Here is a 20,163-nt window from a genome sequence, read left to right on the forward strand (position 1 = left end):
CATGATGAAATATGGCTTACATGATATTGTTCAGATGAAAAAGCCACATCCATGTGGTGCTAACCGGTGGCAGATCATTCGAATGGGTGCGGACATTAAGATTGAATGCACTAATTGCCACCACATTGTGATGCTTAGTCGTCATCATTTTGAACGAAAACTAAAAAAGGTATTAAAAAAGGCGCCCGAAAACATTAGAGAGCGCAAATTCTTATAGAAAGAGTGAAAGTTAGATATGGCATTAACAGCTGGTATCGTTGGTTTGCCAAACGTTGGTAAGTCAACATTGTTTAACGCGATTACAAAAGCTGGGGCTGAAGTTGCTAACTATCCATTCGCTACGATCAAGCCAAACGTCGGTACGGTTGCCGTACCGGATCCTCGATTAAAGCGAATCCAACAGATTATCCCGGCCAAAAAGATTACACCGACCACTTTCGAATTTACGGATATCGCCGGAATCGTTAAGGGTGCTCACCGTGGTGAAGGTCTAGGTAATAAGTTCTTAGAAAACATTCGCCAGACCGACGCCATCGTTCATGTGGTTCGTGCCTTTGATGATGATAACATCACCAGTGTCAGCGGTAAGGTTGATCCACTTGATGACATCAAGACCATTAACTTAGAATTATCAATCGCTGATTTAGACTCCGTTGATAAACGAATGGGCAAGGTTGAACGTGCTGCTAAAGGCAGTAACAAAGAAGCCAAGGCTGAATTAGCCGTTTTAAAGAAAATTAAGCCCGTTTTGGAAAACGGTGGTTCCGTTCGTTCCATTCCGTTTAACAAAGATGAATGGAAGATTGTTAAGGGTGAATTCTTACTGACGGCTAAGCCGGTTATCTACGTTGCCAACATCAGTGAAGACTACATGGCTCATCCTGAAAAGTCTCATTACTACCGTGAAGTTAAGAAGTATGCTGACGCTCATCATGCTCAGGCATTGGGTATCGCTTGTGAAGCTGAAGAAGAAATCGCTCAATTAGGCGGTAAAGACGCTATCGAATTCTTACATTCCGAAGGTGTTAAGGAACCTGGCTTAAACAAGTTAATTCGAGCTTCATACAAGTTATTAGGCTTACAGACGTTCTTCACCGTTGGTGGTAAAGAAAACCGTGCCTGGACCATTATGAAGGGTACCAAAGCTCCTCAGGCCGCTGGTAAAGTTCATTCCGATATGGAACGAGGCTTCATTCGTGCTGAAATCATCCACTATGCTGATTTAGATAAATTAGGCAGTGAAGATAAGGTTAAAGAAGCCGGTAAGCTCTTGGTCGAAGGTAAAGACTACGTCATGCAAGATGGCGACATCGCTTACTTCAGATTTAACGTTTAATTAGGGGCGCTTTGTGATGTCAGAAGAAGAAATGGAAAAAAAGAACACCATCCATAACCAAAAGGCTCGTCATCGTCAACATGGTACGATTGAACATCGTCATCAGAAGACTGGTCAGGTCTTTGATAATCTGGGCTTAACGAAGCGAAATACTGAGTATATGTACCAGTTCAATAAGGAATTCGCTGACGTTAAAATGGATGATGCCAAAAAACAGAAGATCATTCATAAGATGATTCACGAGCTCCTGGTTAACCAGCGAAAAGGACTTACTGCCCGTCGTATGTATGGTACGGTCAAACATAAGATTCACACCATTGTTCACCCACCGAAAAAAGTGGTTCCGCTGAACAAGAATTACTGGCCGAACGCCATTTATAACATGCTGATCTTCTTCATCATCTTTAACTTGCTTTACGGAATCACCTACATGATTTCCAGCAAGATGGAGAATCAGCAGGGTGCCGCCGGTTTCGTTGGCCTAGTGATTACTTCAGTTGTCGCTGGACTCGGGATGCCAATCATGACCCGATTATTTGATGACCGAATCAAGCATAAGTATAACGGCTTCGTTCGGTTCTTGATTATGATTGGTTTGTTCCTGGCTTGGATGGCCGTCTTCTACCTATCCGCATTGTTACCACGTCCACTGAACCCAGTCTTCAGCCCATGGGTCAACATTGCCTTAGCCGTAATCAGTATTGCTGCGGCTTTCTGGGTCCATCACAAGTACAACGTTTCGAGTGCTTTCCACGCTCGTCCTCGTCGTTGAATTAAATAATAAATTAAACAGTCAATCAGTAATTCGTGCTAATTGGCTGTTTTTTAGTCATTATGTAGGATTCACATTCCATAATTTTTTGTTATTGTTCGTAAATTCTAATATAATGAAAGCGAAAGTTGATTGGCCTTATTCGATATTTGAGATGGGGGACAATTCTTGATTAAACAATACGCGGGTTCAACCGAACCGGCGTGGTTAAGTAATTTACGGGTCTCACTACCGTTGGACTTAAGTTATATTCCGATCGGCTTAGCGTGCGGAATTTTACTGCATGCGGCCGGTTTTAACGCTTGGCTGACGGTCATGATCTCCATGTTGGTTTTCAGTGGCGGGGCTCAATTTATTATTGCGTCTTTGGTTTTAATTAAATCCCCGATGTATTCAGTCGTGCTAATGATGTTCTTTCTAGAACTTCGTTACGCGTTACTGGGGTCGAGTTTATCTAAATATCTGCAGGGGCATTCTAACCGGTTTACCTTCTTTTTTGCGGTTTCTTTAAACGATGAAAACTTTGCGATCAACTATTTAAAGTTTACGACCGATAAGAAATTCACGCCGCACGATGCTCTATCTGTGGAACATTATTCGTTATTGTTCTGGACCGTTAGTAACTTTATTGGTAATTTCGTCGGTAATGCAATCGTAATCGACCTGGATGTCGTCGAATTTGCGCTTACAGCATTGTTTATCTATATGATCGTTGTCCAGACCAAGGATTACATTAAATTGTTTGTAACGATCATTTCGGTCTTTATTTCGATTATCATGATCGTATTGATGCGATCAACGTTAGGAATCGTGGTCGCTGCAGTAATTGCCTCGTTGATCGGTTATGCAATTGATGCCTACGCTAGACGTCGCCGTCGTGGTCACCTGTTGAAGACCTTTAAGAACCCAGCAGGTCGACCTCGAGAAGATGTTAAGGATGTCGATTACGGTGATAAGTTTTAATTATTAGGAGATTTACCTATGGAATGGAATACCATGGACCATTTTTGGCTTATCATAATTTGTTTTTTCGTGGCTTTGATTCCACGATTTATTCCGCTATCTTTCTTCCGGAAACGAAAGATCCCGAAATGGTTTAACGAATGGATGAGCTACGTTCCGATATCGCTATTTACAGCTTTAGTTGTGAAGGGCCTTTTTATTACTAATCACTACGCATTTTCCGTTTCCGGAAAAGCTCCCGATTTAATCGCAACGGTGATCGTTATTGTCGTTGCGTACTGGACCCGGTCAATGGCGAGTTCCGTCATCTTAGGTTTAATCGCCGTCTGGCTATTAGCCTTTGTAATATAGAAACAATAATAAATAGTAGTTAATAAAAAGTTCTGATTAATTTTAAATTTCACTGGAATTTAACTAATAATGGTTTACAATAATAAATGTAGTTAGACGAAAGGAAATTTAAAATGCGAACTAAACTTTATTCAGTCATTCAAAAATACGTTTTTGAACTTACGGTCGAACAGCAAGCCATGTTTGAACTTGTTTAATTCGGCTGTATGGATATTTGGTTCGTAACTTGTATTCATATGGTTACAATATCTAAACCATGTGGATACTAATGAATCTAGAAATCGAAAATATCATTAAAAAATTAGATCCTCATGGTTTTAGATAATCATGAGGATTTTTGCTTTTTAAAAGGGGCGTTTATGATGTTTGACGTTAAAACGTATAATGCGATTTCTAATTGGGGCTTAAAATTATTTAAACGGGATCCAAATTATCAGGTCAACCAATCTGATAATCCCGATGCCTATATCACTAGATCCGTTGATTTACATCACGCCAAGTTTCCCAGCAATTTAAAGGTGATCGGCCGTGCCGGGGTTGGTTACAATAATTTACCGCTTGAAAAGTTGGCCCAACACGGAATCGTTGCCTATAACACGCCAGGTAGCAATCACAACGCCGTTAAAGAATTAGTAATTGCGTTATTGATTGCTACTTCACGCCATCTCTTTCAAGCCATTGAGTACACCCGAAAGAACGTCACCGGTGATGTATCACTGGATCCAAAGAGTGACGCCAAGCTACGTGGAACCGAAATCAAAGGTAAGACCCTGGGTGTCATTGGGGTTGGTAACGTTGGTTCATCGGTTGCTAACGCCGCTGCAAATTTAGGTATGAAGGTTTATGCCTATGATCCATACTTAACGTCGGATGCCGCCTGGAAATTATCACCACAGGTTACCCGAGTGAAGACCGTTGATCAGGCCATTCGGGGAATGGACTATGTAACGGTCCACATCCCGAAGAACAAGGCTAACAGTGACTTCATCAGTGCCGATAAGATTGCTGAGCTGAAGCAGGGCGCTTACTTATTTAACTATTCACGGTTAGGCATCGTTGATAACCATGCGGTTGAAAAGGCGTTGGATGATCATCACTTACGTTTTTATGCCACTGATTTTGGTGATCCCAGTTTAGCAAAATATAACGGCAATCAGGTGATCGTAACTCCGCACATTGGGGGATCGACCGTTGAAGGTGAAGGCAACGGTGCTTATATGGCAGCTCGTGACATTAAGACTTTTTTAAATACCGGTAACGTTGATAGGGCTTTGAACTGTCCGGATCTTCAGTTGAAATTCACAACTAAATCCCGGCTTTCGATCTTAGCTAAATCGGATGCTAAACTGTTGGCTACGCTTACTGATCAGTTAAAAGGTTTAGGTAAATTAGTTAGCGCAAAGAATCAATTTGCTGATTACTTACTGGTCAATTTAAAGTCACCGTTATCTTCTTCCGCATTAGACAAATTAAAGCAAATCCCTGGCGTTCGTCGAGTTCGTTTGATTAAGAGGTAGCTTTGAATTAATTTAGGTAAACAAAAAAAGAGCTGACTTTAATCAGCTCTTTTAATTTGGTTTAATTCTTAAAATTACTTATTGTGATCGTACATGTAATCACGGGTCATTGGTAAATCATAACCACTTGGACCCTTGAAGAGTAAGAACTGGAAATCATCAATGTTACCAGCTTTAAATCCACCTGCACAGGACTGTAAGTATAGATCCCACATGCGAATGAACTTTTCGTCGAACATCTTTTTAATTTCCGGTAAGTGCTTCCTAAAGTTATGATCCCAAGCTTCCAAGGTCCACTGGTATTGACGACGGCATGATTCTAAATCATAGATCTGCATACCATTACCGATGATGTGATTAAGCATTTCGGTTAAGCCTGGTACGTAACCACCTGGGAAGATCCATTTATCAATCCAACCATTGGTGGCACCGCCTTGCTGACGAGTAACACCATTGATTAAAGCACGGCCGTTTGGCTTTAAGTACTGGCTGAGTAACTGGCAGTATTCGCCTAAGTTCTTCTTACCAACATGTTCGAACATGCCGATTGAAGTGACGTAGTCATACTGTTCATTCTTACCGATATTACGGTAATCCTTGAGTTCAACTTTAGCCTGATCCTGTAAACCGTCTTTTTTAATCTGTTCTTCAACGTAGTTGTATTGTTCACGGCTTAAAGTAATACCAGCAACTTTTAAGTTGTATTTCTTGGCGGCACGTAACATTAAAGTACCCCAGCCACAACCAATATCTAAGAAGGTTCGACCTGGCTTTGGATCTAATTTACGTAAAATGTAGTCAACTTTGTTAAGCTGAGCTTGGTATAAGCTGTCACCAGGATGTTCAAAGTAGGCACTGGAATAAGTCATGGTCTTATCTAACCATAATTCATAAAAGTTATTACCGATGTCGTAATGATGCTGAATATCCTTAACACTTGACTTTACAGAGTGCGAAAACTTTGGCATGTATTTAATAAACTTCTTACCATTTTCTAAGAAGCTAGATTTTTTCTGATATGCTGCACAGATTAAATCTTCGATACTACCTTTGATCTCAATATCACCGTTCATGTAAGCTTCACCCAAAGCAATGGATGAGTTAGTGAGAACTGATTTAACCGGAATCTTACGGTTAAAAATTAGAGTGATCTGTGGATCACCATCGCCGTACTCTTTAACACTGCCGTCCCAGAATTTTACCCGGAGCGGGATGTTAAAGCTGTTTTTTAATAGTTTTTTGTAGAAAGTCTTTTCAAACATCCGTTAGGAATCCTTTCATTAAGTGTAAATACCACACAATAATTTTACAGATTAGGCCCCATTAAAGTCAATTATTTCAAAGAATCAGGCAAGGTTGGATTGATCATTAACGGAGAAATAATGGGTAAATGTTATAATTATTCACGGAAATTACGAAATGAATGAAGGAAACAAACGTGAAAAAATGGTTCTTAATCATTGGCTCGATCATTATCATCGTCTTGTTAGGCAGCGGGATGATAACGTTGCACGGCCACGGTCAGCGAAGTTATAACGCTTGCGTTCGTTTAGGTCAAAATGACGTGATTGATGGTAATTATCATGATGCCTTAAATTACTTTCAGGGTGCTATTAAGGTCGATCCAACGGGATCCCATGCCAAAAATGATCTTGATCAAATTCAGAGTTACGTCAGCGGTAATCACTATTTAAGCCAGCATAAATTAAGTCAAGCCGCTAAGAATTATCATCGGGCAGTTAAGATTAATGCGATTGCGGCATTAAATCGTCGGTCTAAATTAGCATACCAAAACATTGAAAGTCTTCGAAATAATACCAATAAATTTACGACTTTATATGATCAGGCTCTCGAATTAAACCATCGTGGTGATTTCAAACGCTCGACCCAGCATCTAGATAGGATCATTAGTGATCCTGGCGTTGATGATAAGTACTTTAAAGGATTTAGATCGAAAGTTGAAAAATTGATTAAATCCAATAATCGTAAGCAACGGAGTAGTCTAATCAGTTCCAATGTAACGGCTAATCACAATAAAAATAATCAATTTAAGTTGAAGTCACCGAAGGTGATCGCCGACCACCCGTCAAAAGTCACGATTACGAAAGCACGTCGTGACATTCAGCGGGCTGGCGTTGACGCCCATCAAATGAACAATCAGGACGTAGCTAATCTAATTCGACAGGCTAATAAGCACCACATCAGCATCTACCGCTACGCTAAAGACAACTATTAATTTGAGCTCACGGTAGTTTGTGGTATCGTTAATAGGTGAGTTGTTATTAGACGGACTTATATCAAATATGCAAACTACATTAATTTGATGTAAAATTATTTGTGATAAGTTTAATATCAAAAGAGGTTTAAAGTCATGGCAAAACTAGTATTAATTCGTCACGGTCAAAGTCAGTGGAATTTATCAAACCAATTTACTGGCTGGGTCGACGTTGACTTAAGTAAAAACGGTGTTAAGCAAGCTATTAACGCTGGTAAATTAGTTGACAAGGCTGGCTTAAAGTTTGATTACGCATTCACTTCCGTATTGACTCGTGCCATCCGTACTTTACATTATGTTTTATACTATTCTCATCAGTTATGGGTTCCTGAAATGAAGACTTGGCGTTTAAACGAACGTCATTATGGTCGTTTACAGGGCTTAAATAAGCATAAGACTGCTGAAAAGTACGGTGCTGAACAGGTTCACATCTGGCGTCGTTCTTACGATACTTTACCACCGTTAATGAAGCCTGGTGACAAAGGTTCTGCTGTTCACGACCGTCGTTACAAGTACTTAGATCCTAACATCATCCCTGGTGGTGAAAACTTAAAGGTTACCTTAAAGCGAGTAATGCCATTATGGGAAGACCAGATCGCTCCTAAGTTATTAGATGGCAAGAACGTTGTCGTTGCTGCCCACGGTAACTCATTACGTGCCTTAACTAAGTACATCGAACGCATCAGTGATGATGACATCATGAACTTAGAAATGGGCTTAGGTCAGCCTGTTGTCTATGACTTCGATGACAAGTTACACGTCACTAACAAAGTTAAGTTAGGCAAATAATTTAAGATTTTAAATTAATTTTGGAAGTCCTTTTTAAAAGGGCTTTTTTTATACCCAAATTAAGCGTTTTTTGAGGGATAAATAAATTTATAGTAAAATACCTAATACTTGACGATTTACGTCAAAATAATTGAAATTAAACGTAGAACTGAGAAGTGATAGATTTAATGACAAGTGACAGAATAGTTGATAAGAATGGTAAGCCATTCAACAGACCGATGATGGTCTTAATCCTGTTGATCGGTGGATTCTTTACAATGTTGAACGAAACGGTCCTTGCGACCGCGTATCCGAAATTGATGAGTTACTTTAGTGTTAACGCATCAACGGTCCAATGGTTAACGAGTGCGTTCTTAATGGTCAACGGAATTATGATTCCGTTAACGGCGTGGCTGACCGCTCGATATAATACCAAGTGGCTTTATTTATTTTCGGTAATCATCTTTGAGGTCGGGACCATCATGGCATACGTTGCCACAAGTTTCTCGATCTTATTGGTTGCCAGGATTATTCAGGCCATCAGTGTCGGGATCGCGATGCCGTTATTCCAAACTATTATGCTGAGTATTTACCCGCCAGAACACCGTGGCGTCGCCATGGGGATGGCTGGATTAGTAATTGGTCTGTCGCCTGCCGTGGGACCAACGTTATCAGGATGGATTATTGATAACGCCAGCTGGCGAGATTTATTCGGGATGAACATCATCCCGATGGCGTTAGTATTGCTTCTTGGCTTAGTTTATATTAAGCCTGTTTTGCATAACCATCGATCACCGTTAGATTATTGGTCCGTTGTGTGGTCTTCAATCGGTTTTGGCTTTCTATTGTACGGCTTTTCATCCGTCGGTAGTGACGGCTGGACAAGTTGGATCGTATTAAGCAGTTTATTGATTGGTTTAATTTTTGTCGGTGTCTTTGTCCGGCGTGAATTATCAATCGATGATCCACTGTTGAATTTAAAGGTCTTTAAATCATTCAAATTTAATTTAGGGACCATTATCGGTTCATTAGCAATGATGAGTTTAGTCGGTTTTGAAATGATTCTGCCACTTTACTTACAGACAATGCATGGTGATAGTGCTTTTCGTTCTGGATTAACCTTGTTGCCAGGGGCATTGCTAGTTGGAATCTTTGCGCCAATTACTGGGAGGCTTTTTGACCGCTTTGGTGCCAGGGACCTTTCGATTAGTGGTTTCATCTTTTTGACGGCCGGGACGATTCCGTTTATCTTTTTAACTCAGCACACGTCAACGTTATATATCGTTGTCCTGTACGGGATTCGATCCGTCGGGATTGCCATGTCGATGATGACCATTACTACTTATTCCATGAACGCATTACCTGATCGATTAATTAATCATGGGACTAGTGCGAATAATACTGTTAAGCAGATTGCTAGTTCGATTGCGACCGCCATTTTAACGTCGGTGCTTTCGAATACGACCAATGGTGATAAACCTATGCATCATATGTTGATGATTAATCCGTTAAAGTATAAGGATCACATGCTTAACGCCGCCATGAACGGTTATCATGCTGCATTCGTGGTCGCCATTATTTTTGGAGTGATTGGTTTAGTTGCTACGTTCCTGGTTAAGAAGCATGACCGTGGGTTTACGGCAGAAACCAGAAAGGAGTTGAACTAAGATGATTATTTACGCATTAATTATTACTTCAGCTCTGTTCTTCCTGGCTTGGAATTTAATCGATAATCGTAAGATTCATTTTATTGCGTCGTTAATAACAACGTTGCTATTTTTAGTCACGGTCTTTTTTGCGGTTGCAAACTTTAAGGATCATTACGGGATGCATAAGGTGACTGAGCCACAACAAACCCAACAAATTAAGTCGATATCACCGCGACGATCATTAAAGATGCTAGTGTATCGACCGATGGGTAATAGTCGCAAATCCCAAATTGTAATTTATAAAAATAAACACAATAAGGTAGTTCATACTGCATCTGACTTAAAAGTTACTAATCAAATTGTTCAGAATAGTAAAATAACCAAGCCACACGTGGTTACGAGCGTCTCGAAATGGATATATAGTAATTCGACTAGTCATTTTTGGTTTTATTTAGCAAAGAAACCGTCGACTTATCGAGTTCGGCATACTTTTTACGTTCCTAATTCTTGGCGAGTGTTATCAATGAAGCAGACGTTAGCGTTAAAACAGATCATAAAGAACCGTAGCGGTCAATTGGAGCAAAAAGCTAACTCACCACAGGCAGAACACAGGATTCGTCAACAGGCGATGATGTATGTGAAGTCACAGGAAATGGATGCGATTCATAAGAATCCTAAATTATCCGTTACTCAGAAGAAATTAGTGGCTAAACGAGCTACTAAAGATTTTAAAGCTAAAATGAAGCAAAAACTTGAGCGTAAATTAATATCAGAAGCGTTACAGACAGTTAAATCAATTGATTAAACTAAATTTTCTTAGTTCTAATAAAGGCGATGGCATTGGGCTTTCGCCTTTTTATTTTATAAGAATTCAAATTAATTTCTAGAATTGCGTTGACAGGTATTGATGATCGTGTTAAATTAACAATTGTCGCGTGAGAATAAACATGTTAATGATTTGTAAAGTTAGTTTAAAAAGTTTTTAAATTAATTTTAAAAATAACTTAACATTATGTCTCATCTGTGATATATTAATAATTGTCATGTGAGCGAGAGCTCATGTGGTTAGCAATTGTAGGTCTTTGAAAACTGAACAAGATTTTGACATCACAAGTGCAAGTGGTCTTGTTATTTTATAATGAGATTTTTAACTTTACGTGCGTTTTTAATAAATTCGTTCGTACAACTAAACTAGTAATTTAATCTTAAGAGCTTGTAATTAAGTTCTTATGTTATTTTTAACATGAGAGTTTGATCCTGGCTCAGGATGAACGCTGGCGGTGTGCCTAATACATGCAAGTCGCGCGCACTCCCGTAGATGATTTTGATGCTCTGCATCAAATGATTCTACATTCGAGTGAGCGGCGGATGGGTGAGTAACACGTGGGTAACCTGCCCTTGAGTCTGGGATAGCATCTGGAAACGGATGATAATACCGGATAACAACTGAAACCACATGGTTTCAGTTTGAAAGGCGCGTTTGCGTCGCTCTTGGAGGGACCCGCGGTCCATTAGTTAGTTGGTAAGATAAAGGCCTACCAAGACGATGATGGATAGCCGAACTGAGAGGTTAATCGGCCACATTGGAACTGAGACACGGTCCAGACTCCTACGGGAGGCAGCAGTAGGGAATCTTTCACAATGGGCGAAAGCCTGATGAAGCAACACCGCGTGAATGAAGAAGGGTTTCGGCTCGTAAAATTCTGTTGCTAGAGAAGAACGTACCAAGTAGGAAATGGCTTGGTAGTGACGGTATCTGGTTAGAAAGTCACGGCTAACTACGTGCCAGCAGCCGCGGTAATACGTAGGTGGCAAGCGTTATCCGGATTTATTGGGCGTAAAGCGAGCGCAGGCGGTTGTTTAAGTCCGATGTGAAAGCCTTCGGCTTAACCGAAGAAGTGCATTGGAAACTGAGCGACTTGAGTACAGAAGAGGACAGTAGAACACCATGTGTAGCGGTGAAATGCGTAGATATATGGTAGAATACCAGTGGCGAAAGCGGCTGTCTGGTCTGTCACTGACGCTGAGGCTCGAAAGCATGGGTAGCAAACAGGATTAGATACCCTGGTAGTCCATGCTGTAAACGTTGAGTGCTAGGTGTTAGAGGATTTCCGTCCTTTAGTGCCGAAGTTAACACATTAAGCACTCCGCCTGGGGAGTACGACCGCAAGGTTGAAACTCAAAGGAATTGACGGGGACCCGCACAAGTGGTGGAGCATGTGGTTTAATTCGATGCTACGCGAAGAACCTTACCAGGCCTTGACATACTTCTGTTAGGCTAAGAGATTAGCTGTTCCCTTCGGGGACAGATCTACAGGTGGTGCATGGTCGTCGTCAGCTCGTGTCGTGAGATGTTGGGTCAAGTCCCGCAACGAGCACAACCCTTGTGACTAGTTGCCAGCATTCAGTTGGGCACTCTAGTCAGACTGCCGGTGATAAACCGGAGGAAGGTGAGGATGACGTCTGATCATCATGCCCCTTATGGCCTGGGCTACACACGTGCTACAATGGACAGTACAATGGGTTGCGAAACCGCGAGGTCAAGCTAATCCCATAAAGCTGTTCTCAGTTCGGACTGCAGTCTGCAACTCGACTGCACGAAGCTGGAATCACTAGTAATCGTGGATCAGCATGCCACGGTGAATACGTTCCCGGGTCTTGTACATACCGCCCGTCACACCATGAGAGTCCGTAACACCCAAAGATAGTGCGGCAACCTCTTTTGAGGAGCCAGCTATCTAAGGTGGGACGAATGATTAGGGTGAAGTCGTAACAAGGTAGCCGTAGGAGAACCTGCGGCTGGATCACCTCCTTTCTAAGGATTTACATTCAATCGGAAACTTGTACAGATATCGAAATCTTGTTTAGTTTTGAGAGGCCTACAGGCCTTGCCCGTATGGGTCTGTAGCTCAGTTGGTTAGAGCGCACCCCTGATAAGGGTGAGGTCGACAGTTCGAGTCTGTCCAGACCCATTGCTGTTATGGGGTATTAGCTCAGCAGGGAGAGCACCTGCTTTGCAAGCAGGAGGTCAGCGGTTCGATTCCGCTATACTCCATTGAGCCCGTGAGGGCTCATACATTAGAACTTGGTTCTTTGAAAACTGGATAATATTTATATTTCCTATTGAAATTATTATTTATTTTAAATTTTAATTTCAACCGAGAACACCGCGTTATTTTTGAATTCTAAAATTATTCAAAATGACCAAAACCGTTGTCACGCAAGTGACAAACATTTAGGTTAAGTTATTATGAGCGTATGGTGGATGCCTTGGCACTAGGAGCCGAAGAAGGACGGAACAAACACCGATATGCCTCGGGGAGCTGTAAGTAAGCTTTGATCCGGGGATTTCCGAATGGGGAAACCCAATCACCTCAGTCGGTGATTACTCGCCAGTGAATTGATTAGCTGGCGAGGGGAAAACGCTGTGAACTGAAACATCTAAGTAGCAGCAGGAACAGAAAGAAATTTCGATTCCCTAAGTAGCGGCGAGCGAACGGGGAAGAGCCCAAACCATGGAGCTTGCTTCATGGGGTTGTAGGACTGAACATTTGAGTTACCAAAAGCATTAATAGTCAAAAGATTTGGAAAGATCTGCCAGAGAGGGCGAACGCCCCGTAGGCGAAATTGATGCTTCTCAGTTCAGGATCCTGAGTACGACGGAACACGTGTAACTCCGTCGGAAGCCGGGAGAACCATCTCCCAAGGCTAAATACCACCTAGTGACCGATAGTGAACCAGTACCGTGAGGGAAAGGTGAAAAGCACCCCGGAAGGGGAGTGAAACAGTTCTTGAAACCATATGCTTACAAGCAGTTAGAGCCCGTTAACGGGTGATAGCGTGCCTCTTGCAGAATGAACCGGCGAGTTACAGTTGCATGCGAGGTTAAGGCGAAAAGCCGGAGCCGCAGCGAAAGCGAGTCTCAATCAGGCGTTGAGTATGTTGCCGTAGACCCGAAACCAAGTGAGCTATCCATGTCCAGGATGAAAGTTCGGTAATACGGACCGGAGGTCCGAACCAGTGTAAGTTGAAAATTGCTTGGACGAGATGTGGATAGCGGTGAAATTCCAAACAAACTTGGAGATAGCTGGTTCTCTCCGAAATAACCTTAGGGCTAGCCTCGGATGAAGAATCATGGAGGTAGAGCGACTGTTAGAATGAAGGACTCGTCTTGAGCTACTGATTTCTGATAAACTCCAAATGCCATTGATTTAAATATCCGGGAGTCAGACTGTGAGTAATAAGATCCATGGTCGAAAGGGAAACAGCCCAGACCACCGATTAAGGTCCCTAAATATGTGCTGAGTGGAAAAGGAAGTGAAATTGCATAGACAGCTAGGATGTTGGCTCAGAAGCAGCCATCATTTAAAGAGTGCGTAATAGCTCACTAGCCGAGTGGTTTTGCGCCGAAAATTTACCGGGGCTAAGCACATTACCGAAATCGTGGACACGCACCGTCAGGTGCGCGTGATAGGAGAGCGTTCTAAGGGCACTGAAGCAGGACCGTGAGGACCTGTGGAGCGCTTAGAAGTGAGAATGCCGGTATGAGTAACGAGAAACTAGTGAGAATCTAGTTCACCGGATGACTAAGGTTTCCTGGGGAAGGTTCGTCCGCCCAGGGTTAGTCGGGACCTAAGCCGAGGCCGAAAGGCATAGGCGATGGATAACAGGTTGAGATTCCTGTACCGGTTAATTGCGTTTTAAGCGAAGGAAAGACACAGAAGGCTAAGTAATGCATGCCGCTGGTTGTGCATGTTCAAGCTGCGAGCCAGGGAATGAGTCAAATGCTTGTTCCCGTTCACGTGAGCAGTGACGAGGACTGAAGTTTAGTAAGGAAGTTACTGACGTCACGCTGTCAAGAAAAGTTTCTAGCTAGTGATTAACCGCCCGTACCGCAAACCGACACAGGTAGTCAGGATGAGAATTCTAAAGTGAGCGAGTGAACCTTCGTTAAGGAATTCGGCAAAATTGCCCCGTAACTTCGGAAGAAGGGGCGCTGCACGTCAGTGCAGCCGCAGTGACAAAGCTCAGGCGACTGTTTACTAAAAACACAGGTTTATGCGAAATCGTAAGATGAAGTATATGGGCTGATGCCTGCCCGGTGCTGGAAGGTTAAATGGATGAGTCAGCTTCGGCGAAGCTCTGAAATGAAGCCCCAGTAAACGGCGGCCGTAACTATAACGGTCCTAAGGTAGCGAAATTCCTTGTCGGGTAAATTCCGACCCGCACGAAAGGCGTAACGATCTGAGCACTGTCTCAACGAAGGACTCGGTGAAATTGAAGTACCTGTGAAGAAGCAGGTTTCCCGCGACAGGACGGAAAGACCCCGTGGAGCTTTACTGTAGCTTGACATTGGGTGTTCATATGACTTGTACAGAATAGGTAGGAGCCGTGGAAACCGGAACGCTAGTTTCGGTGGAGGCGTCTTTGGGATACTACCCCTGTTGTACGAACACTCTAACCCATGCCACTGATCGTGGCAGGAGACAGTGTCAGGTTGGCAGTTTGACTGGGGCGGTCGCCTCCTAAAGAGTAGCGGAGGCGCTCAAAGGTTCCCTCAGAATGGTTGGAAATCATTCATCGAGTGTAAAGGCACAAGGGAGCTTGACTGTGAGACCAACGGGTCGAGCAGGGACGAAAGTCGGACTTAGTGATCCGGTGGTTCCGAATGGAAGGGCCATCGCTCAACGGATAAAAGCTACCCCGGGGATAACAGGCTTATCTTCCCCAAGAGTTCATATCGACGGGAAGGTTTGGCACCTCGATGTCGGCTCATCGCATCCTGGAGCTGTAGTTGGTTCCAAGGGTTGGGCTGTTCGCCCATCAAAGCGGTACGCGAGCTGGGTTTAGAACGTCGTGAGACAGTTCGGTCCCTATCCGTCGCGGGCGTAGGAAATCTGAGAGGAGCCGTCTTTAGTACGAGAGGACCGAGATGGACATACCGCTGGTGTATCAGTTGTCCCGCCAGGGGCACTGCTGAGTAGCTATGTATGGATGAGAGAAACGCTGAAAGCATCTAAGTGTGAAACCCGCCTCAAGATGAGATTTCCCATTCCCTTCGGGGAAGTAAGACCACTCATAGATGATGAGTTCGATAGGCTGGACGTGGAAGCGCCGCGAGGCGTGAAGCCGACCAGTACTAATCGGTCGAGGACTTAACCCAAAAAGGTATCCTCGGAGAAGTATGAATATTAGCCAGTTTTGAGAGAATGAAGTTCTCTTGAAAATATAGTGTGGTGGCGATAGCCGGAAGGATACACCTGTTCCCATGCCGAACACAGAAGTTAAGCTTCCGCGCGCCGAAAGTAGTTGAGGGATCGCCCTCTGCGAGGATAGGTTGTTGCCACGCGATTATTCCGGCATAGCTCAGTTGGCAGAGCGTCTGACTGTTAATCAGAGTGTCGGCGGTTCGAGCCCGCCTGCCGGAGTTGACCTAAAGTAAAAGTGCTAGCTGTTATGGTTAGCACTTTTATATTATGCCGATTTAGCTCAGTTGGCAGAGCACTTGTTTCGTAAACAAGGGGTCGGCAGTTCGAATCTGCCAATCGGCATAAGGATTTAAGTCATTTTCTTAAAAATATTGACTGAAATCTTTAAACCATTTAATATAATATTTGTCATGCAAAAAGTATGATAATTCATATATTTTGGACGGGTAGCGAAGTCTGGTTAAACGCGGCGGACCGTAAATCCGCTCTCTTACGAGTTCATAGGTTCAAATCCTATCCCGTCCATATTATTGGGCTATAGCCAAGTGGTAAGGCATCGGGTTTTGATCCCGAGATGCGCTGGTTCGAACCCAGCTAGCCCAATATTATCAATAAGATATAAAAAAGACTGACTTAATTGTCAGTCTTTTTTAGAAACTATTCGAATAATTAAAACTGAATTTAAATTTATAAAATTATCAAGTCACTTTGGCTTGGTCATTTTTTGTTTATATACGTCAATTAAGAACCGTGGTAATGACATCATTCTTCCGATTCTTTGTGGCTGCTTAAGTAAGCGGTAAAGCCATTCAACATGGTGATTAATCCAAAATTGTGGTGCTCGTTTGGTGTGTCCTGATAACACATCAAAACTACCGCCAATACCAATCCATAAGGAGTTACTTAACTTACGATATCGATTAATAAAAGCTTCTTGCTTTGGATAACCTAGAGCGACAAAAACCATGTCAGGTTGCTTAACTTGAATTTGTTTGGTAATTGCGCGGGAATCACTAAAATAGCCGTTATGTGAGCCTAAAATAGCTAAATTAGGCCAACGGTGATGGATAACCTTGATTAAATCATCAATTACAGCTTGATGAGATCCTAATAAGTAAATTGACTTGTGGTGTTCATTTCCCCATTTTAGGAATTGAACAAAGAGATCAAATCCTGAAATGCGACCTGGCATTGGATCGTTTAAAATCTTAGCCGCTTTAACAATGCCAATTCCATCAGGTGTTATATAATCAGCTCGTTTAATTAATTGATTATAGCTAGAGTGTTGATTAGCGTAAATCACGATTTCTGGATTTGCGGTTACGATAAACGTGTTTTGATGATGCTGAATTCGTTGTTCAATCACATCCGTAAACTTTTTAAAGGACGTATTAACAAAATTAACGCCGAGAATTCGGGTTCGATGAATAATAATAAAAACTTCCTTATTTTAAACTAGGTTAAAATTTCAAACTAACTTAATAATAATGCTAAAATATTAATGAATAAAACGTTGCCAATGATTAATCATAGGGGTGATTAACAATGCGTCCGTTACAAAAGAAAATAGATAAAGAATTATGTGTAAAGCCAGAAATTGACCCGAAGCAGGAAATTCGTCGCAGTGTGGACTTTATTAAAGATTATTTAAAGAAATACTCGTTCTTAAAGACCTTAGTCTTAGGAATTTCCGGTGGCCAAGATTCGACCTTAACCGGTAAATTATGTGAGATGGCGACAACTGAACTCCGCAAAGAAACCGGGGATGACAGCTATCAATTCATCGCCGTTCGTTTACCATATGGTGAACAAGCTGACGAAAGTGATGCTATGGAAGCCATTCATTATATGCATGCCGATAAGGTTGTTCGTGTCAACATTAAGTCCATGACAGATGAAGTCGTTAAGGCTGTTGAAAAGAACGGTATCAAGATTTCCGACTTCAATAAAGGTAACATTAAAGCCCGCGAACGAATGGTCGCTCAGTACGCAATTGCCGGCCAAACCAAAGGTGTCGTTGTCGGTACTGATCATGCCGCCGAAGCCGTAACTGGTTTCTACACTAAGTTTGGTGATGGTGCCAGTGACATTGCCCCATTATGGCGTTTAGATAAACGACAGGGTAAAGAAATGTTAAAGGTCTTGAAGGCACCAGCTCACTTATACGAAAAGGTACCAACCGCTGATTTAGAAGATGGTCATCCGGGCTTACCTGATGAAGTCACCTTGGGCGTTCGTTATAAAGACATCGATGCTTACTTAGAAGGCCGTCCAGTTAGTGATCACGCAGCTGAAGTGATTGAAGGCTGGTGGAAGAAGACCGAACATAAACGTCACATGCCAATTAACGTTTACTCAACCTTCTGGAAGAAATAATTAGGAGATATATTATGCATAAAATTGCTCGAATGTCAGATTACGCACCAGTAATCGTTAATCTAATCGAAACTACGAATAAAATTGGTGGGAAGCTACAGAAATACTTTACACCACTTAAAAAAGCTTTAGCGGATAAGGACCTTTCTAAAATTGATTTAGATCAAACTAAAAAGGTCTTTCAATCTGGGACTAATGAATATAAAAAATTATCTCAAAAGCTTCAGAAAGCACACGCTCCCGTTAAAGTCATTGGGCCAAGCATGTCACTTCAAACGGCTTATGCTCGATATGTAAAGAGCTGCCAAGATATGACCGACAGCCTTGATTCAGATAACCAGAAAGTTGACGTTAAAAAGTTTAACCAGTCTGAAAAGGACCAGGATAAAAACGTTAACGAAGTTGTTTCCTGGATTCATCGAATTATGGCGTGAGATTTCTAGCTCCATACGTATATAACGATGGGGATGAATTTTGAATGACTAATAACCAGTTACAACAGTTGGTTGAAGAGGTATCATTACGATACTTTGCTAAACCGTTCTGTCATCACGCTCGATTTAATTCACGGTTACGTTCAACTGGTGGTCGTTATTATCTGCAGTCGCATGATATTGACATCAATCCAAGAATGCTAAATGATTTTTCAATCGTTAATTTGATTAACGTGATCAAGCATGAATTATGTCATTATCATCTTCACTTGGCCGGTTATTCCGGTCGTCACAATACACCTGAATTTAAGCAATTATTAAGAGCGGTTGGTGGTAGCCGATATGCACCGCAACCTAAGCATGTTCGCTGGTTAAAATATCGTTGTTTAAAGTGTGGTCGCATTTACTGGCGACACCGTCATTTAGATACTCATCGATACGTATGTAGTTATTGTTATGGACCGTTGAAATTAGAAAGCTGAGTCACCGAATGAAAAAGATTGTGATTAGAATTCCCGCTACGTCATCGAATTTAGGTGCCGGAATCAATTCATTGGGGATTGCGTTCGCTCTGTATTCAACCGTAATCGTTGAAGAAAAGACCGATCGTTGGCGAGTTAACCATTCGTTAAAAGGAATTCCGCATGACGCTAATAATTTAATTGTTCAGACGATTTTACGGATTAACCCGAAAATTGCGCCAAGACAGTTAACCGTTATGTCAGATATTCCGCAAGCTCATGGTTTAGGTCACAGTACCGCTTCAATCATTGCCGGAATTAAAATTGCGAACGTTCTGGGTCACATGAATTTAACCCTGGATCAGCAGATCAACATTGGTAATCAATTGATGGGTCATCCGGAATGTGTTGCTTCCGGAATCTTAGGTGATCTGACGGCATCATATGCGAATGGCAAGCGGGTTTCGACGGTCAAAACGCATATGCCTCAAGTATACGCATTAATGTACATCATTCCTCACTACAACAGTAAGCAGCATTCTGTTCCGCCAATTAAAAAGGTTACGTTATCTGAAATGATCCAATCAATTGATGTTTCAAACGTCTTGATTGCTGCCGTTATGGATAACCGCTGGACAAAGGCTTCCATGATGATGGAAAAAGATCCCATTAAAGCCCATCATCGAAAAGTCGGTCTTCATGATCTAAAGGTGATTCGTAATCAGGCGCATCAGTTAGGGATTTATGGTACTTATCTGAATGGTCAGGGACCGCTAATCATTACCTTTGGTCAACGAATTGAATTAAATCGACTTCATGATCGGCTCAGTGATGACGCAAGTTTAAAGGGTGCTATCCGAGTATTAGGAATCGATCGAAACGGTACCACCGTTCGTGGCGAATAAGTTTTTATTTGAAAAATGACTCGAACTCTGCTATATTAATAACCGTCAAAGAAATAATGCAGCCATGGCGGAATTGGTAGACGCGCGAGATTAAGGATCTCGTCGGGATTTTTCCCGATGGAAGTTCGAGTCTTCTTGGCTGCATAA

The 20,163-nt window shown here is 42.1% G+C and carries 16 protein-coding genes, 7 tRNA genes and 3 rRNA genes; 24 read left to right on the forward strand and 2 right to left on the reverse strand.

Going from position 1 to position 20,163, the window contains the following annotated elements:
- Window position 1: 1 nt before the first annotated feature.
- The 6 genes from ELX58_RS00615 to ELX58_RS00640 all read left to right on the forward strand — a co-directional run bounded on the left by ELX58_RS00615 (window position 2) and on the right by ELX58_RS00640 (window position 4,939).
- Window positions 2–217 (forward strand): DUF951 domain-containing protein, encoded by a 216-nt coding sequence (locus tag ELX58_RS00615; protein ID WP_133441260.1) that lies wholly within the window; start codon window positions 2–4, stop codon window positions 215–217.
- Between the two features lie 18 nt (window positions 218–235).
- Window positions 236–1,336, forward strand: coding sequence for a redox-regulated ATPase YchF (gene ychF / locus ELX58_RS00620; protein WP_133441261.1), 1,101 nt, complete (start codon window positions 236–238; stop codon window positions 1,334–1,336).
- 16 nt (window positions 1,337–1,352) lie between these two features.
- Window positions 1,353–2,108 (forward strand): DUF1129 domain-containing protein, encoded by a 756-nt coding sequence (locus ELX58_RS00625; RefSeq protein ID WP_133441262.1) that lies wholly within the window; start codon window positions 1,353–1,355, stop codon window positions 2,106–2,108.
- A 168-nt stretch (window positions 2,109–2,276) separates the two neighbouring features.
- Window positions 2,277–3,071: an AzlC family ABC transporter permease gene (locus ELX58_RS00630; RefSeq protein ID WP_133441263.1), complete on the forward strand. Its 795-nt coding sequence runs from the start codon at window positions 2,277–2,279 to the stop codon at window positions 3,069–3,071.
- An 18-nt stretch (window positions 3,072–3,089) separates the two neighbouring features.
- Window positions 3,090–3,422, forward strand: coding sequence for an AzlD domain-containing protein (locus tag ELX58_RS00635; RefSeq protein ID WP_133441264.1), 333 nt, complete (start codon window positions 3,090–3,092; stop codon window positions 3,420–3,422).
- Window positions 3,423–3,784: 362 nt separating this feature from the next.
- Entirely contained in the window at window positions 3,785–4,939 is a 1,155-nt protein-coding gene (locus ELX58_RS00640; protein ID WP_133442538.1) for a 3-phosphoglycerate dehydrogenase, read from the forward strand.
- Window positions 4,940–5,013: 74 nt separating this feature from the next.
- Here ELX58_RS00640 and ELX58_RS00645 read toward each other — a convergent pair whose 3' ends face one another.
- Window positions 5,014–6,201: an SAM-dependent methyltransferase gene (locus ELX58_RS00645; RefSeq protein ID WP_133441265.1), complete on the reverse strand. Its 1,188-nt coding sequence runs from the start codon at window positions 6,199–6,201 to the stop codon at window positions 5,014–5,016.
- Window positions 6,202–6,377: 176 nt separating this feature from the next.
- Between ELX58_RS00645 and ELX58_RS00650 the strand changes: the two genes are divergently transcribed.
- The 13 genes from ELX58_RS00650 to ELX58_RS00710 all read left to right on the forward strand — a co-directional run bounded on the left by ELX58_RS00650 (window position 6,378) and on the right by ELX58_RS00710 (window position 16,443).
- The gene (locus ELX58_RS00650; RefSeq protein WP_133441266.1) at window positions 6,378–7,175 is read left to right on the forward strand and encodes a hypothetical protein; all 798 of its coding nucleotides are present in this window, start codon (window positions 6,378–6,380) and stop codon (window positions 7,173–7,175) included.
- Window positions 7,176–7,310: 135 nt separating this feature from the next.
- Window positions 7,311–8,003, forward strand: a complete 693-nt coding sequence (locus ELX58_RS00655; RefSeq protein WP_133441267.1) for a 2,3-diphosphoglycerate-dependent phosphoglycerate mutase — start codon at window positions 7,311–7,313, stop codon at window positions 8,001–8,003.
- A 167-nt stretch (window positions 8,004–8,170) separates the two neighbouring features.
- On the forward strand, window positions 8,171–9,649 hold the full coding sequence (locus ELX58_RS00660; protein WP_133441268.1) for an MDR family MFS transporter: 1,479 nt from the start codon (window positions 8,171–8,173) through the stop codon (window positions 9,647–9,649).
- A 1-nt stretch (window position 9,650) separates the two neighbouring features.
- Complete coding sequence (locus ELX58_RS00665; protein WP_133441269.1) at window positions 9,651–10,436, forward strand: DUF4811 domain-containing protein; 786 nt, start codon at window positions 9,651–9,653, stop codon at window positions 10,434–10,436.
- A 434-nt stretch (window positions 10,437–10,870) separates the two neighbouring features.
- Window positions 10,871–12,446, forward strand: a 16S ribosomal RNA gene (locus ELX58_RS00670).
- 83 nt (window positions 12,447–12,529) lie between these two features.
- Window positions 12,530–12,603 (forward strand) — tRNA-Ile (locus tag ELX58_RS00675).
- Window positions 12,604–12,613: 10 nt separating this feature from the next.
- A tRNA-Ala gene (locus ELX58_RS00680) sits at window positions 12,614–12,686 on the forward strand.
- Between the two features lie 183 nt (window positions 12,687–12,869).
- Window positions 12,870–15,794 (forward strand): 23S ribosomal RNA (locus tag ELX58_RS00685).
- A gap of 69 nt (window positions 15,795–15,863) precedes the next feature.
- Window positions 15,864–15,980, forward strand: a 5S ribosomal RNA gene (gene rrf / locus ELX58_RS00690).
- The 16S, 23S and 5S rRNA genes sit together here with 6 tRNA genes alongside, the layout of an rRNA operon.
- A 6-nt stretch (window positions 15,981–15,986) precedes the next feature.
- Window positions 15,987–16,059, forward strand: a tRNA-Asn gene (locus ELX58_RS00695).
- Between the two features lie 50 nt (window positions 16,060–16,109).
- Window positions 16,110–16,182: transfer RNA gene (locus ELX58_RS00700), tRNA-Thr, on the forward strand.
- Window positions 16,183–16,280: 98 nt separating this feature from the next.
- A tRNA-Tyr gene (locus ELX58_RS00705) sits at window positions 16,281–16,365 on the forward strand.
- Between the two features lie 6 nt (window positions 16,366–16,371).
- Window positions 16,372–16,443, forward strand: a tRNA-Gln gene (locus tag ELX58_RS00710).
- 100 nt (window positions 16,444–16,543) lie between these two features.
- Here the strand turns inward: ELX58_RS00710 and ELX58_RS00715 are convergent.
- On the reverse strand, window positions 16,544–17,206 hold the full coding sequence (locus ELX58_RS00715) for a WecB/TagA/CpsF family glycosyltransferase (RefSeq protein WP_236747682.1): 663 nt from the start codon (window positions 17,204–17,206) through the stop codon (window positions 16,544–16,546).
- A gap of 179 nt (window positions 17,207–17,385) precedes the next feature.
- On the opposite strand from ELX58_RS00715, the gene nadE reads away from it, so the two are divergent.
- From nadE to ELX58_RS00740, 5 genes are all read left to right on the forward strand, one after another.
- On the forward strand, window positions 17,386–18,216 hold the full coding sequence (gene nadE / locus ELX58_RS00720; RefSeq protein ID WP_133441271.1) for an ammonia-dependent NAD(+) synthetase: 831 nt from the start codon (window positions 17,386–17,388) through the stop codon (window positions 18,214–18,216).
- A gap of 14 nt (window positions 18,217–18,230) precedes the next feature.
- Window positions 18,231–18,650, forward strand: coding sequence for a hypothetical protein (locus ELX58_RS00725; RefSeq protein ID WP_133441272.1), 420 nt, complete (start codon window positions 18,231–18,233; stop codon window positions 18,648–18,650).
- 44 nt (window positions 18,651–18,694) lie between these two features.
- Window positions 18,695–19,132 carry a SprT family protein gene (locus ELX58_RS00730; protein WP_133441273.1) on the forward strand — a complete coding sequence of 146 codons (438 nt, stop codon included), beginning with the start codon at window positions 18,695–18,697 and terminating at the stop codon, window positions 19,130–19,132.
- 8 nt (window positions 19,133–19,140) lie between these two features.
- The gene (locus ELX58_RS00735) at window positions 19,141–20,016 is read left to right on the forward strand and encodes a GHMP family kinase ATP-binding protein (protein WP_133441274.1); all 876 of its coding nucleotides are present in this window, start codon (window positions 19,141–19,143) and stop codon (window positions 20,014–20,016) included.
- A gap of 58 nt (window positions 20,017–20,074) precedes the next feature.
- Window positions 20,075–20,160 (forward strand) — tRNA-Leu (locus tag ELX58_RS00740).
- Window positions 20,161–20,163: the final 3 nt, after the last annotated feature.

It is taken from the genome of Acetilactobacillus jinshanensis (assembly GCF_004359375.1).
GTDB lineage: Bacteria > Bacillota > Bacilli > Lactobacillales > Lactobacillaceae > Acetilactobacillus > Acetilactobacillus jinshanensis.